Annotated in this window: 15 protein-coding genes; 1 reads left to right on the forward strand and 14 read right to left on the reverse strand. The window is 68.6% G+C overall.

The window, feature by feature from the left end; all coding sequences use genetic code 11:
- Window positions 1-36 precede the first annotated feature (36 nt).
- The 14 genes from ACIRA7_RS03675 to ACIRA7_RS03740 are packed head-to-tail and all read right to left on the reverse strand — an operon-like array spanning window position 37 to window position 14,307.
- Window positions 37-1,059, reverse strand: a complete 1,023-nt coding sequence (locus ACIRA7_RS03675) for a dipeptide epimerase (RefSeq protein ID WP_396219458.1) — start codon at window positions 1,057-1,059, stop codon at window positions 37-39.
- A gap of 26 nt (window positions 1,060-1,085) precedes the next feature.
- Window positions 1,086-2,084, reverse strand: a complete 999-nt coding sequence (locus tag ACIRA7_RS03680; RefSeq protein ID WP_396219459.1) for a serine/threonine-protein kinase — start codon at window positions 2,082-2,084, stop codon at window positions 1,086-1,088.
- A 48-nt stretch (window positions 2,085-2,132) separates the two neighbouring features.
- Window positions 2,133-3,158: a magnesium/cobalt transporter CorA gene (corA, locus tag ACIRA7_RS03685; RefSeq protein ID WP_396219472.1), complete on the reverse strand. Its 1,026-nt coding sequence runs from the start codon at window positions 3,156-3,158 to the stop codon at window positions 2,133-2,135.
- A gap of 30 nt (window positions 3,159-3,188) precedes the next feature.
- Window positions 3,189-4,121, reverse strand: coding sequence for a histone deacetylase (locus ACIRA7_RS03690; RefSeq protein WP_396219460.1), 933 nt, complete (start codon window positions 4,119-4,121; stop codon window positions 3,189-3,191).
- A gap of 24 nt (window positions 4,122-4,145) precedes the next feature.
- On the reverse strand, window positions 4,146-5,579 hold the full coding sequence (locus ACIRA7_RS03695; protein ID WP_396219461.1) for a hypothetical protein: 1,434 nt from the start codon (window positions 5,577-5,579) through the stop codon (window positions 4,146-4,148).
- On the reverse strand, window positions 5,576-6,229 hold the full coding sequence (locus ACIRA7_RS03700; RefSeq protein WP_396219462.1) for a DUF4159 domain-containing protein: 654 nt from the start codon (window positions 6,227-6,229) through the stop codon (window positions 5,576-5,578). The genes ACIRA7_RS03695 and ACIRA7_RS03700 overlap by 4 nt, the downstream gene beginning before the upstream one ends.
- Window positions 6,226-8,412: a hypothetical protein gene (locus tag ACIRA7_RS03705; protein WP_396219463.1), complete on the reverse strand. Its 2,187-nt coding sequence runs from the start codon at window positions 8,410-8,412 to the stop codon at window positions 6,226-6,228. Before ACIRA7_RS03705 ends, ACIRA7_RS03700 begins: the two co-directional genes overlap by 4 nt.
- A complete protein-coding gene (locus ACIRA7_RS03710; RefSeq protein WP_396219464.1) occupies window positions 8,409-9,716 on the reverse strand; it encodes a hypothetical protein in 1,308 nt (435 codons plus the stop codon). Before ACIRA7_RS03710 ends, ACIRA7_RS03705 begins: the two co-directional genes overlap by 4 nt.
- The gene (locus ACIRA7_RS03715) at window positions 9,713-10,576 is read right to left on the reverse strand and encodes a DUF58 domain-containing protein (RefSeq protein ID WP_396219465.1); all 864 of its coding nucleotides are present in this window, start codon (window positions 10,574-10,576) and stop codon (window positions 9,713-9,715) included. Before ACIRA7_RS03715 ends, ACIRA7_RS03710 begins: the two co-directional genes overlap by 4 nt.
- 26 nt (window positions 10,577-10,602) lie before the next feature.
- Window positions 10,603-11,601, reverse strand: coding sequence for an AAA family ATPase (locus ACIRA7_RS03720; protein WP_396219466.1), 999 nt, complete (start codon window positions 11,599-11,601; stop codon window positions 10,603-10,605).
- Entirely contained in the window at window positions 11,598-11,936 is a 339-nt protein-coding gene (locus ACIRA7_RS03725) for a hypothetical protein (protein WP_396219467.1), read from the reverse strand. The genes ACIRA7_RS03720 and ACIRA7_RS03725 overlap by 4 nt, the downstream gene beginning before the upstream one ends.
- Entirely contained in the window at window positions 11,933-12,277 is a 345-nt protein-coding gene (locus ACIRA7_RS03730) for a hypothetical protein (RefSeq protein WP_396219468.1), read from the reverse strand. The genes ACIRA7_RS03725 and ACIRA7_RS03730 overlap by 4 nt, the downstream gene beginning before the upstream one ends.
- A 49-nt stretch (window positions 12,278-12,326) precedes the next feature.
- On the reverse strand, window positions 12,327-13,595 hold the full coding sequence (locus ACIRA7_RS03735; RefSeq protein WP_396219469.1) for a GAF domain-containing protein: 1,269 nt from the start codon (window positions 13,593-13,595) through the stop codon (window positions 12,327-12,329).
- A gap of 1 nt (window position 13,596) precedes the next feature.
- Window positions 13,597-14,307, reverse strand: coding sequence for an SDR family oxidoreductase (locus tag ACIRA7_RS03740; protein WP_396219470.1), 711 nt, complete (start codon window positions 14,305-14,307; stop codon window positions 13,597-13,599).
- Window positions 14,308-14,471: 164 nt separating this feature from the next.
- Between ACIRA7_RS03740 and ACIRA7_RS03745 the strand changes: the two genes are divergently transcribed.
- Window positions 14,472-15,032 (forward strand): phytase (locus ACIRA7_RS03745; RefSeq protein WP_396219471.1); only part of this gene is annotated, 561 nt, incomplete at its 3' end.

Genomic DNA, 15,032 nt, shown 5'->3' on the forward strand with positions numbered 1-15,032 from the left:
AGCGGGACTCGCCGGCCGGCGTGGTCAGCGGCGCGGTCAGCGGCGCTGCACGCCGAGTCCCGGCGCATCGCTGAGGGTGACCTGACCGCTGGGGATCGACGGGCCACTGAACGGATCGTCGGCGAGTAACGCGGCGCCGTCGAGGTCGGCATCGTCGAGCAGCGGCGAGAAATGCGCGGCCGCGGCAATCCCGAGCGTCGTCTCGATCATGCAGCCGCACATCACGCGCAGGCCGTGCGCGCGCGCCACGGCGATCATGCGCAGCGCCTCACGCAGTGATCCGCACTTGGCGAGCTTGATGTTGATGCCATCCACTGCGCCAACGAGCTTGGGGATGTCCGAGGCCACGAGGCACGACTCATCGGCGATCACCGGAATCGGTGAGCGCTCGCGCACGAAGCGCAGCCCGTCGATGTCATGCGGCGCCAGCGGTTGCTCCAGCATGTCCACCTGTACGTCGCACAGGGGTTGCAGCATCGCCAACGCCTGCTTCGGCGTCCACGCCGCATTGGCATCGACACGAAGCGTGGCGTTCGGCGCTTCCTCGCGCACGATCCGCAACACCTCGCGATCCCAGCTCGAGCCCAGCTTGATCTTGAGAATCGGATACGCCGCCGCATCGCGCACCCGCGCCCGCAACGTCTCGGCATCAGGCGCGATGCCGATCGTAAAGGTGGATCGGGGGGCCGCCGCGGCATCGAGCCCCCACAGTTTCCATAGTGGGACACCGAGCCGCTTGGCGGCCAGATCATGCAGCGCCGAGCTGATCGCACAGCGCGCCGCCGCGTTCCAGCGCAGCGTCTTTTCGAGCTCCCGCTCGATGGCGTCGATCGACCAGCTGTTCGCCTTCGCCAGCACCGGCGCGAAGTGCGTCAACGCCGTCATCACGCTGTCCGCCGTCTCCCCGTAGAAACGGCTGGGCGCCGCCTCCCCCCACCCTTCCGCCCCGTCGTCGTCGCGTAGCCGCACCCACACCACGCGGTACTCGCTGAAACCGCCGCGCGCGATGATGAACGGATGCGTGGTGTGTACCGTAAGGATTTCGGCGTGCAGTTGCATGTGGCGGACGATCGTGGTGGTGGAGATCAGAACGGCGTGAGTCCCGACGGCCGTGACGAGCGGGCGGCCCGCAGCTCGGCCCCCGGTGCCTGCCCCAAAAACGCGATGAGCGCGTCGGCCAGCTCGAAGCCGCGATCGTAGCGCTCGACGGCCTGCTTCGACAGGCACTTCATCGTGATCGCGCTCAAGCCGGCGGGGATGCGCGTATCCACCTGATCAGGGGCCACCGGCATCTCATGCACGTGCTTGTATCCCACCGCGTAGGAATCCTCGCCGTCGAACGGCGGTCGCCCCAGCAGCATCTCGTACAGCAACAGGCCCACGGCGTACAGGTCGCTGCGACCGTCCACCAGCTTGCCCATCGCCTGCTCGGGCGACATGTAATGCGGCGTGCCCATCGCGCGACCGCTGGCGGTCAGGCGCCCGTGAAAGCGGGCCGTCGCGATGCCGAAGTCGGTGAGCGCCACATTCCCGTCTTCGTCGAACAGGATGTTGTCCGGCTTGATGTCGCGATGCACCACACCATGCCGATGGGCGTGGTCGAGCGCACACGCCACCTGGACCGCGATCGAGGCCGCGGTGCTCGCTGGCACCGTCTTGCGGCGCGACAGCAGGTCGGCCAGCGAGCCCCCCGCGTAATACGGCATGGCGAGATACTCGATGTCCCCTGCCGTGCCCATGTCGGCAATCGCACAGATGAACGGGTGGATCAGGCGCGCCGCGGCTTCGGCCTCGCGCCGGAAGCGCTCACGCATCTCCGGCTCCTGCGCCAGCGCGCGGTGCAACACCTTGAGCACCAGCGGTCGCGCCAGCACGGCGTGCTTCGCCAGGTACACGTGCGCCATCCCCCCGCTGCCCAGCCGCTTCATCACCGTGTAGCGATTGCCCGTGGCCACACGCAACTCGCGCAGCTCCTCGTCAGGGATGTCGATCGGTGGGGCCGCCACGTCCGGCAGCGGCACGCCACAGCGCGTACAGCGCGCGGCCGCAGCCCGGTTCCAGGTCCCGCATTCAGGGCAGAACATCGGGCGAAGAAAAAGGGAGAGAAGGATGCACGCCGGCAGGCAGACGCGTCACAACAGCCTCCGACGCCGCAAGTAGAAAAGTAGCAGGCCACCCAACCCGAGCTGCACGACCAGCAGCACCCAGAACCCGTGTGGCCACCCCGACAACGGAATCGTCGAAAAGTTCATCCCCCACATGCCGCTCACCACCACGAACGGCAGCGACATCGTGGCCACCACCGACAGGGCCTTGGTGGTCGCTCCCAGACGATTCGACACCTGCGTCAGATACGCGTCCATCGTACTGCTGAGCAGATCGCGATACGTATCGAGCGCATCGTTGATACGCAGCACGTGATCGTAGATGTCCCGGAAATAGATCTGCACGTCGGCGGTCAACAGAAGGCTCGGACGATTCGTGAGCACGTTCATCACTTCGCGCGACGGTTGCAGATAGCGACGCAGCGACAGCACCAACCGCTTCACATGGAACAGGTCACGCAACGCCGTTTCGTCGAAGTCCACGAACACCCGCTCCTCCAGCCCGTCGATGAACTCGTCGATCTGCTGCATGATCGGAAAGAAGCTGTCGATCGTGTCATCGAGGATCGCGTGCAGCGCGCGTTCCACGCCCCGCGAGAGGAGCTCCGGCGACCGGCGCAGCTGCTCCGACACGCGGTCGATCGATGCCATCGGACCGGCGTGCACGGTGACCAGGTAATGCGGCCCGAGAAAGCAGTACAGCTCTTTCGTTTCGAGGTCGTACGGATCGTCGGTGTCGGACGCGAGCGCCACGCCGCGGATGATCACGAACAGAAATCCGTCGTACTCCTCGAGCTTGACGCGCGAACTCGGGTTGAGCGTGTCCTCGATCGCGAGCGGATGGAAATGAAAGATCTTCTCCAACAACGCATGCTGCGAGCGCACCGAGGAGTCGATATCGACCCACAACGGGCCACCCTCGGCCAGTAGCTGCGCGATGTCACGGGGGTGACAGTCGAGGATCGCCTCACCCGATGGCGACCGGTAAATGCTCCGCGTCGGTGGATCGTGCGGCTGGTCGATCGCGAGGAGAGACTCGGGGGCGGTGATCATCACCAGCGAATCATGGTGACACACGCGCCGTCAGGCCAGCGCCCGCAGATGGACAAGGACCGCCTGCGCCACCGGGTCCGGCGCGTATCCCCCCTCCATGGCACTGACCAGCCGACCGTCGCACCAGCGCTCGGCGCGCTCCACCAATGCCCGGGTCAGGGTGTCGATATCGTCGAGCGTGAGGGTGAAGGCGCCCAGCGGATCGCCCTCAAGGCAATCGAAGCCTGCGCTCAGCAGGACCAGATCGGGGATGAATCCCTCGGCGGCGGCATCCACGGCACCCAGCAGCGCCGCCACATACTGGGACGACGGCAGCGACGGGGCCATCGGCACGTTCCACACGGTGCCGTGCGGACCACGATCGCTGGCCGCACCGGTGCCGGGATACCACGGCCATTGGTGCATGGACACGAAGTGGATCCGCGGGTCGTGCTCCACCAGCGCCTGCGTGCCGTTGCCGTGATGCACGTCCCAGTCCACGATCAACACGCGCTCGCATGTCGTGGTGGCGAGGGCATAGTGCGCCGCGATCGCCACATTCCCGAACAGGCAGAACCCCATCGCGCGGTCACGCAGGGCGTGGTGCCCCGGCGGACGCACCGCCGAAAAACTGCGTGGCGCGCGGCCGTCGAAGGCCATGTCCACGCCGTCGAGTACGCAGCCCGTGCCCGCCGTCGCCGCGTCCCACGACCCTTCACTCACCACCGTGTCGGGATCGAGGCGGCCACCGCCCGACTGCGCCATGTCCCGCACCTTCGCGATATAGGCGCGGTCGTGCGCCAGAGCGATCTCGTCTTCCGTGGCGTGACGTCCCTCGTAGTGTTGCAGCGATTCGAACAAGGCCTGATCGTTGCGCAGCGCCCGCGGGATGGCGCGCAGGCGTCCGACATGCTCGGGGTGATCCCACCCCGTGTCATGCCGTCCGCAATCGGAGTGCGAGAGGAATGCGACCGGTTGCTTCATGTCGTGCATCCTGACGGAGGAGTGTTATCGCTGGCCGCGCAGCCGTCGCGACGCCCATTCACCCAGCAGGGCGAGCGCGATCACCATGAACAGTAGGCCGGAGGACGAGCGCAGGCGATCCAGCACGGTGTCGAACGCCGTGCGGGCGGGCACCGCATCCGGCACGCCAGCGCGATCGACCCGCACCGCCCTCCCACTCCGCGCCACGAGGTCGGCATAGGGCGCCGCATCACCCGGATAGGCGTCGGCCAGGGAATCCGCCACCGCGGGCGGCACGCCAGCCGCCAGTGCCAGCACGCCGCCCCACCACGCGCGATGCTCCGCCGCGCCGTCGTCGGTGCCTTCCATCCGCCAACGCCAGCTGTTCCGATAGGCGCTGGCCACCACGCGCCCGGCCTCGACGCGATGCGCGACCAGCACCGGCTCCGCGTGCCCATGGTCCGATGCGTCCGCACGAACCACAAACGCCCCCCGTTTCGCCACGAGCTCCCACGCCTCGAGACCACGCGATGGCGTCGCGGTCAGCAGCGCGCCGGCCACGGCCCCACGCGTCGATGTCGCGCGTACGGGGCTGATCGGTGCCAGGGCAGGAATGCGTAACGCGTCACCGCCAAGCACCAGACCGCCACCCTGCTGCACGAAGCGCGTGAGCGCAGCCACGTCCAAGGACATGCTGTCCAGCAGCACCACCACCGCGTAGCGCGATGTGTCGAGCCGCGCCGGCGCCCCCAGCGTAACCGCCGTACGCGGCGCCACACGGTAGCTGCCGTCAACGTGCCACCCTGCTTCCTCGAGTGCCGCGGCCGTGAACTTCGACTCCCACCCCGGCTGCGCCATCAGCATCACGCGCCGCGCGAACGGCGGCGTCGCCACGGCAACGCGGGCCACAGATGCGCCCACCGAGGCCCGGAGGGGCGGCGACATACTGGCCAACCGCCATCCGACGCGCTGCACATTCGGGATGGAGTCGAGGGTACCGCCGCCATCGCGCACCACGAGCGGCATCGGTGTCGCCCCGGAGTCCGCCATGATGCCAGCCATCGCGCCCGCCACGCGGACATCCACCGCGCCCGACGGACCGGCCACCGCCGTCGCCGATAACGCGAGCCCCGACGCCTGCGTGCGATCGATCCAGTGCACCGTGATGTCCGCACCCGTCATCGTGCCCAGCAGCCCGCGCGTGCGCGCGGCGGGAACGGCCGGCAGTTCCACGGTAATCGCTCGCGACGGCGAATCCCCGCTCGCGGCGACCACCGCGCGCACGAGCGCTGTGGTCAGCGCCGTCGCGCTGCTGTCGGCGACGTCCGCCACCGACCACCGCATCACGGTGCCCGACCGGTCACGACGCGCGGCTGGGCGGATCGAGAGGTACATCGCCACCGCCAGCGCAAGCAGTGCAACGGCACGAAGCACGCCTTCGAGCATAAGTCGCGCCCGATTCGGAGTCGTCGCCGTCATCGGGTGAGGGCGTAGACCACGAGGTTCACTGCGAACTTCGTATTGTCGACTGAAAGGAAGCGCTTGTTGTCTGGATGGAAGCTCCACTCCGAGCTGTAGTCCTTGCTGCTGTACAACACCGCGATGCGGCCGTTCCGCAGCACTGCATCGAGCTGTTCGTGCACGAGATTGTCGCCCCAGCCGTTCATTTCATGCGACGTGGTCGGCGGTCCGTTCTCGAATACGAAGAAGCTGCGATACAACTCATGGGTATTCGGCAGGGGCACCAGTGGGCCCGCCACCCGACGGATCTCTTCGCGCACCGTCTTGTGAAAGGCGCCATCCACGTCGTGATTGTGGTCGTCCACGAACAGCAGTCCGCCGCGCAGGAGATACGTGCGCAGAACATCCGCCTCGCGCGTCGTGAAGCGCACGGGCAAGTGGCCGGTGAGAAACAGCAGCGGATACGCGAACACGGCCTCTGACGACAACGGCACCGTGATGCCCTGCGGCCGCACCGGCAACGACGTATAGCGCGCGATGGAATCGATCACGTTGGCCGGGAGCATCGGGGCAGAATCCCAGTCGCCCGATTCGTACTGCGCCGTGGCGAATACGAACGGCTCCGTCACGTCCGCACCGCGACGCGTGTGGATCGCGTCATCGCTCATAGCGGCACTCCACGGGACCACACCCCGGCCTCCGTGCGCGCCACCCCACCGAGCACGCGACGCGCCCGCAGGAACGCTTCGGTCGCATCACCACCCCCCGCCAGCGCATCGAGTACCGCACCGACCGCCGCCGCAAACGCCGGCGAATCGCCAAGGGCCTCCACGCGCAAGAGCACAAGTGAATCTCGCGCCGCCGACATATCACGCGGTACCAGTTGCGCAGCGACCACGAGGCGCACCGCACGACGCGCCGCCTGTGGCGGCAGCGCCTCCCGCTCACGACGGAGATTCGTCGCGCCGGTATCCTTCCCGGCAAGTCGCACCTTGGCGAGGTCGATGATCACCGTGGGCGGCTTGCCACGCAGATACAGTCGTTCCGCCGAACGGGCCCGTTCGATCGCCGCCAGCGCCAGACGCATGTGGGGAATCGCCGCCCTCGGATCACCCTGCTCGAGCGCGCGCCCAGCGTCCCACATCGCGTTGTACGCCTCCAACAGCGGCTGGTTGATGGCGATCACCGGCGAGTCGTCCCCTTCCTCGAGCACGCCGCCGGCATTGCCTCCCGACAGCGCCAGCTTCCCCTGCTGCTGCTCGACGCCGTGATCATGTCCATCGCCGGCCGAGTGCGAATGCTCGCCGCTCACGTCCCCGCTCAAGCGCTGAAAGACCACGTCACCGACCGCCTGTCGCAACCGCGCCTGATCGCGCCCGATCGCAATCGATTCGTTCATCAGCGTCGTGCGGGCCAGCCTCGGCCGCTGCTTCTCGAGCTTCTCCGTGAGCAGCAGCAGCATGCGCTGACTGAGCCGTGACTTGTCCACCTCCGGCGGCGGTGCAGGTTCCACCGCCACCGAGTCGTACTCGGCAGCGCGGGCTATGCGAAACGAGCGCGTCTCGCTGCTGCCGTACTCACGGGCCGACGACGGATGTGCATCGCGAGCCATCGCCCGCAAATGCACGATGTCACCCGCGACCAGCTTGAGCGCACCGATGTCCATCGTGGCGCGGATCGTACCGGCCGGCTCGCCCGCGAAGCGGCGCGCACCCATCGCGACCGTACGCGCCGTGAACCGCTCGCCCTCGCCGGAACTCACGATCAGCTCGAAGCGTGCCTGCCCGAGCCCGATGTCATCACGCACCGACGCCACCAGCGTGAGCGAGCCCTCGGGCGTGCGGAACACGCTATCGCGTGCCGGCTGCAACAGCGACACGCGTGGAATCGAATCCGCGCGCCCTTCGATCACCAGCAACCGCGAACGACCGCCGCGGTGGAGCTGCAGCGTGACCGGTCCGTCGGTCGCTCTCGTGCGCACCTGCCACCCATCACCAATCGCCGTCGGCGCCAAGGCTCGCTCGCGTCGCGCGGAGCCGAGGGTATCCGCCGCCACACCCACGACGCGCTCGACCACGCGCGACGGAACCGGTCCGGTGCCACGCAGCTGCACCGTGCTTCCGCTGATCGCCGCCACGGTCTGCACGTCACCCCACTGCTGCGCGGCGCGGCGCGTGTACGCCGGCGCATCCACACGCACCTGCCACGCTCCCAACGGCGGAATCGGTGCCGGCATCGCCGTGTCACCGGTGACCGCGCGCAGCATCGCACCAGCGGTACCGCTGGCCGACGAGCCCACCACGGCACCGAGCACCATCACCAGGAGTGCACCGCCCGCGAACAGCGTCGGCCCGAGCAGTTGATTCCGCGCGGCACGCCGCAGTGCGTGTGACACATCGATACGGGCCAGCAGCGCACTCGCCGAGGCCAGCAGCAGCGGACTCTCAGCGACGGTGCGCGCTGATACCTCGGCCGGCGACCCATCGGCGGCCAACCCACGCCGCCCGACCAGCGCCTCGACAAGCGTGACCAAAGCGAAACTCGCGGGCCGCGCGTCACCATCGCGCTCTTCGATCCACAGCGCTGCACGCACGTCCGTGATGCCGCGGGCGCGACGGTGGGCCAGCATCCAGCTCACCAGCATCGCGGCGGCAAGCACGATCACGAAGGCCATCCCCGCCCGCGGGCCCGCGGCAATCGGCGCACCGCCTCGCGCCGCGCGCGCGCCGTCGATCAGCAGCCACGCCGACAGCGCCACGCCGAGTGCAAGCACTGCGGCCCGTGCGTACAGCAGTCGGGTCAGCGCACGGCGAACGTTCGCCACAATCGACAGCAGCGTCGTCTCGCTCATGACGCCGCCGCACTCGCCGACTCCCGTCGGACAACGTACTCGGCCAGCAAGGCCACCAACGCGATGGCCAGCAGCGCCGTCGCCAGCCACACGGGACGCGTCGTGTTCGTCTCGGTCACGCTGTCGCGAAACCTGCTGGCCGGCGCATACGCCGTCGGCACCGCCGTTCCCGCACTCTCCGACGGCTCGCGCGGCGCGGGAACACTGATTCCGCCGCACGGGGCACGCAACGCCCGCAGCAATCCATCGGCCGCCGGCGACAGCAGAAGGTCGCTCCCCTCGGCCACGACGATGGCCGCCTCGCGTACACACGACGCACCGCGCGCGCGCTCGACAGCGGCCGCGACGCCGTCGCTCCACCACGCGATCGCCCGCACGCTATCCGAGAGTGTCGGCGGCAGCGCCGTCCGCACCCACGGCCCCACCACGGCCAAGCCAACAGCCGCGACGGCACCCACGGAGTCCATTGGCGGCGCGACACGCCAACCGGCCGGCACGCCGCTGGCTGGCCACACGACCGTCACCGTGGCGCGCGCCGGGCCGGCCGGTGTCGTTCGGTAAACGACCACGTCGGCGGTGTCCGCTGCCAATCCACCGCGCGGGAACGCACCACGTGATGCGAACGCCGCGGCCACGACATCTTGCCGCCCTGCCCCGGCCGTACCGGCGATGCGCACCGAGCCGAATGCTGGCGGATAAGGTGCAGGAGCTCCCGACAACACCGGTGGTGCCGCGCGCACCACGCGAATCCCAGCGGGCCACTCGCCGCGCCACGCGTCCCAACCACGCCGCGAACGCACCCGTTCCGGCAACGCCACCGTGAGCGAAAGCTCTGCCAACGAAGGATTGGCCTGGGCTTGGCGCGCCGATTCGCGGATCGCGCCCGCAATCGCTACGCCGGGATCATCCGCCACGCCGTTCACCCACAGCACCGTGGCCGGTTCGGCCAGCTCACCGTCACCCGTGGGTACCACGCGCGCGGCGCGGAGCAATGCTGCGGAATCCGCGCGCTGCGCGGCATCGAGCACGACGATCGACGACCTCCGCGTGCCCGGCGCGCCGCATCGCGCCCCGGCCAGCGCGGCACCCGCCGCCAGCAGGGCGATCACGCGCAGCAGCAACAACGGCAGATCACTCGGCCTCGCCTGACGTGCCACGGCACGCGCGTCCCGCTCGGGGACGAAGCGTGCCGTGGGCAGCAACAGCACGCGAGGCTGTCGCACGGAGAGGAAGTGAAGCGCCGTGATCGTCAGGGCGGCCACCAACGCCACGCCGAACACCCAGGGAAGCGCGAAGCCGATCATCGGGCCAGCCCCGCAACGACCGCGCGCACCGCACGCGCCGGCATCTCGTCGGTCACCACTTCCGTGTAGCCCGCGCCGAGCGCGCGCCACCGATCCCGCACCTGCGCGCGAAAGGCATCGAAACGCGACGCATAGCCAGCGCGCACATCCATGCTGGTCACACGCCACACCGCGGCCTGTTCCGGATCCTGCGCGCGGAACACCCCCTCGGGAAGCGCGAGCTCGTCGCGCGCCACGATGTGCACGCACTCCAGCATCGCACCACCCGCCGCCAGCACCGACGCGTACTGCAGCGTCGCGTCGTGATCTCCGAGGCAGTCGGTCACCAGCACGCAGCGCGCCGTCGCGGGGATCTGCATCAGCGCCGGCGCGACGGCGCGGCTGTCACCGGGCCGCAGCGTATCCAGCGACCGGGCGATCTCGCGGACCGTGCCGCGTCGCGTGCGGGGCGGCACGCGCAGCATGCCGCCAGCGTGCAGCGCCAACACCCCCACCGGATCACCCGACGCGTGTGCGACGGCCGCCAATCCCACCGCGACGGCGCACGCCATGTGCCATTTGCTCGTGCCCCCCTGCTTCGGGAAATCCATGCTGCCACTGCCATCGAGCACAAACCAGGTGGGCAGCAGGGCGCGATCGTCGCTCAGCCGCACGAAGGCACGATCGCTGCGCGCGAGCAGCTTCCAATCGAGGGCCCGCGGATCATCACCCTGTCGGTACAGGCGATACTCCGTAAACTCACCCGCCGTTCCGCGTTGCCGCGACCGGTGCGCGCCCGCCGGTGCCGCCGCCACGGAACGGCGTGCCGGCCAGCGCACGCCGCGCAGAGCGTCGAGCATCGGCCCGTAGTCCGTGCTCATCGCGGCCGAGTGCTCACGCCGCGCAATCAGGCCGGCAGCGCGCTGCCTGGCGCTGCCACGTGCGACAACAGCGCCTCGATGATCGGTTCCGCCGACACGCCGTCGGCCTCGGCCGCAAAGTTGGGCAGAATACGATGACGGAGCACCGGCATTGCCACGCGCCGGATATCCGCCGGCGACACCGCCGCACGTCCGGCCAGCAGCGCCGCCGCTTTCGCGCCGAGAATCAACGCTTGCCCGGCGCGCGGTCCGGCACCCCATCGCACGTATTGGCGCACGATGTTCGGCGCCGATGTCTCCTGCGGCCGAGTGGCCCGGACGAGCTGCGCCGCATAGGTGAGCACCAGCTCACTGCATGGCAACTCGCGCACCAGTCGCTGCAACGCCAACGCGTCGGTCGCCGAGAACACCGCGTCGATGGGTGCACCACGCTTGCCGGTAGTCGTGCGCAAAATCGAAATCTCGTCCGCTTCGCTGGGATAGCCCACACGAATGTCGAACAGGAATCGATCCAACTGCGCTTCCGGCAGCGGATACGTGCCCTCCTGTTCGATCGGATTCTGCGTCGCGAGCACGAAGAACGGCTCCGGCAGCTTCATCGTCTTGCCGGCGGCGGTCACGCTATGCTCCTGCATCGCTTCCAGCAATGCCGCCTGCGTACGTGGCGGCGCGCGATTGATCTCGTCGGCCAGTACGATGTTCGCGAACACCGGACCGTGCACGAAGCGGAACGCGCGAGACCCGCCGCCGCTCTCTTCGAGAATCTCGGTGCCCGTGATGTCGCTCGGCACGAGGTCGGGGGTGAACTGAATGCGACGAAACTCGAGTTGCATCGCATCGGACAGGGACTTGATCATCAGCGTCTTGGCGAGGCCGGGCACACCCACCAGCAGCGCGTGTCCACCCGCCACCAGCGCCATCAGGATCTCGTCCACCACCGCATCCTGCCCGACGATGCGCTTCGCGATCTCGGCCCGCAGCCGATGGACGGCCGCGAGCAACGACTCCGGCGACCGCTCGCTCACCGGACCGGCCGACGCCGGCGGGCCGTCACGAACAGCGTGGAGGCATCGCGCGCCCCCGCCGACTGCAGCGACTGCGATTCGTTCGTCACTTCGGCGCCATGCAACTTCACCACAAAGCTGTCGATCTGCTCGACGTCTGGCAGCAGCAGCGCCATCGCGGCCTGCTTCACGTCGCGCACGCGCGTTTCCGGTGTCGCCTCGACCCGCACCGCATCCCACACCTCAGCGGCCTGAACGCGCACCGTCCATAACACCGGAGCCTGCTCGTTCGCGAGGCGGATGATCTCCGGTCGCACGCGGAGCGAATTCACAAAGTGCGTAGTCCCCGCCGTCATGCCACAGCCTCCGGCAGCGCGGCCACAGCATCCGTGCGCGCCGCGTCCGCCAACGGCAGCGGCAACGCCGGCGGTAGTGAGTCGAGGAAGCGCGCCAGCTGCTGGTCGAACATGTAGGTCGAACCCGTGACGGCGGTACCCGCGTCGGTGAGACGCGCCGCGATCACCAGCTCCTCACCGCCCTGCCCTCGCAGCACGAGATGCGAGGGACCCTGCTTCTCGACGAACGTTGCATACACACCGCTGCGCCGCGTGAAAAAACGAGCGGCCAGAGCGAGAACCTCCGCCACCGGCAACGACGTGAGACGGTCCTGCAATTGGCGATTCGACTGCTGATGCATGCGGGCGATCCGGATTGAACGGGAGAACAGGAGAGACAACGACGGCGGGTCAGCGATCGACTTCGACGGGGAAGATCAACGTCCACCCACCCGCGCCTTCTGCACCGCTGGCTGACTCCTCAACGCGCATCTGGCCGCCAAGGCGCCCGGCAAGGACGGTGGCCAGCGGCTGATCGAGCGCCGTCACCGCCCCGCGCACGCCCGCGAACGGGTCGTGCGCCGGCCGGCGCGGCGTCTCCTGAAGTATACGCGGAGTCACTGAGGGAGGTTGGTCGCCCTCGACCGCGGTCGCGGCGTCCATCGAGGCGTCTCGCCACCCCACCTGCAGCGCGATGAAGCCGCGCCCCAGTCGAACCTCCGTATTCACCGTCCCGCCCTCGATACAGGCCGACCGGACCGCCAACCCCACGACGAGTTCCAAAAGACGGGACAGCCAATGAAGGTCACCGCGGATCATCGGCAGGAGTACAGCCGGCTCGTCCACATGAATCGGGACCATCGGGGCCCGCGCCCGCCAAGTCGCGACCGCCGACAACAGCGGCTCCCGCGGATCGACATCCGCCGCGGCCGCGGAAAAGTCGTCGTGCGTAACCATGTCGTAATCGCGCGCCGCCACCGCCAGCGCATGGACCGCAGCGAGCCGTATCGACGCTTCCCCGCCGTGATCCGGCCCAGTCAGCGTGAGCAACGCCGACACCACCCCGTCCACGATCTGATCGCGCGCCCGTTCGGCGCTGCTCCACGCCGCCGCCTGCCGCTCGAGCTGCGCATTCGCCTCGGCCAGAGCCGCGTTCGCGCGCCGCAACGCATCGGTGCGCCGCGACTTGTCGGTCGCCGCCGCCAGCTGATCGGCCACCACCCGCACCAGCGCGCGCTGCTCATCACGGACAGGTGTGGCGTCGGCGAAGTAGAAGGCGATCGCGCCGATCGGCCCATCCGCGGTCTCCATCGGCGCCGCGATGATCGAACGGAACCCGAGCTCCTCGGCCACCTCGTGCCACGCGCCCAGCGAGGCATCGGCGAACAGATCGGGCACCTCGACCAGGCGTCGCTCGGCGACCGCCAAACCACTCGGTCCATCGCCCACCCGCACACGGAGCGCACCGATCCAGTGCCGATGCTTCGCGGGCCATTCGTGCTGCGCCACCGGCCGCAGTAACTCGCCGTCGTCCCCGAGTTCCATCACCAGCGAGAACGCGGCCCCGAGTATCGGCGTCACCCGATCCAGCGCGAACTGCTGCACATCGCCGGGCCGATCAGCCAGCAGGAACGCGTGCGCGATCTCGCGCACCGCCAACAGCTCACGCGCGTCGCTCACCTCACGATGTCCGGGGACGCTTCGGCGAGAGCGGACGCACCTCGAGCCGATGCACGAGCATGTGTGCCGGCGCCTCGACCGCGAAGCCGACGGCGTCGGCCACGTTCTTCGGCTCCAGCATCCACGTGCGATTGGTGCCCGCCGGAAAGAGATCGGTATCGACCGAGCCCGGCGTGATCACCGACACGCCGACCCCGGCATCACGCACTTCGAGCATCAGGGATTCAGCGAAGCCCATCACGAAATGCTTGGTCCCCGCGTAGCACGTGCCACCCACGAACGTGTTGCGCCCCGCCGTGCTGCCGATGATGCAGACGTGCCCACGGCCGCGCGCCACCATTCCCGGCAACACCGCGCGCGTCACATGGTAGAGGGCGTTCACGTTCACGTCCACCTGCCGATGCCATTCCTCGGCGGTCATCTCGAGGAACGGCTTCATGACGGCGACGCCGGCATTGTTCACCAGCACGTCCACATGCAGACCGGTCAGTCGCTGCGCGGTCAGCAGCGCGTTCTGGACGTCGACCGCAACGCACTGCACGGACGCCCCGAGCGACTCGCACTCCTGGGCGACCACCGCCAGTCGCGACGCATCGCGCGCCACGAGGATGAGGTCATGCGTCGGCGCGAGCCGGAGGGCAATCGCGTGTCCGATGCCACGCGAGGCACCGGTAATCAGCGCGACGGCGCGGGAATGAGCAGGGGGAGTCATGGGCGAAAACTACGCGCATTACGCCATCTGGAAAGTCATGCCACGAAAGCAGACAATACACATCCGTGACAATTCCGTTATCGGTTAGTCGCAAGACCACCGGAAATTCATCAGGACTTGCAGCCGGCATTTGGTCGATGCGTACGCCCCTCTGATCCATTCGTGTGAAGCGTCTCTCGCAGGTCGCGTTGCTGCTGCTCGGCTGCGTGCTGAGCGCCTGCCGAAGCAGCGAGTCGCCCCCGCCCTCCGCCGCATCCAGCACGGTCTCGACCGTCGGCGACACGCTGAGGCCTGTGGTCGTCACCGCCGCCGTGCTCAACGACTCGGACGACCCGGCCATTTGGATCGACACGGTGAATCCCTCCCGTTCGCTGGTGATCGGCACGGATAAGGGGGACAGCACGGGCGGCCTCTATGTGTTCACCCTCGACGGGCGTATCGACAGCGCCCGCACCCGTCGTCCGCTCAAGCGCCCGAACAACGTCGATGTCATCACTGGCGTGGCGTTGAACGGCGCGCTGATCGACATCGCCGTCACCGCCGAACGCGGGACGATGGCGCTGCGCATCTTCCGGCTGCCGGACATGACGCCCATCGACGGGGGCGGCATCGCGCTATTCGACGGCGATGTCTCCCGGGCGCCGATGGGCATCGCGTTGTATCGGCGTCCGCGCGATGGCGCCGTATTCGCCATCGTCGGAGGCAAGAGCGGCCCCGCGGAGGGG

The organism is Gemmatimonas sp. (genome assembly GCF_044376735.1).
Classification (GTDB): domain Bacteria; phylum Gemmatimonadota; class Gemmatimonadetes; order Gemmatimonadales; family Gemmatimonadaceae; genus Gemmatimonas.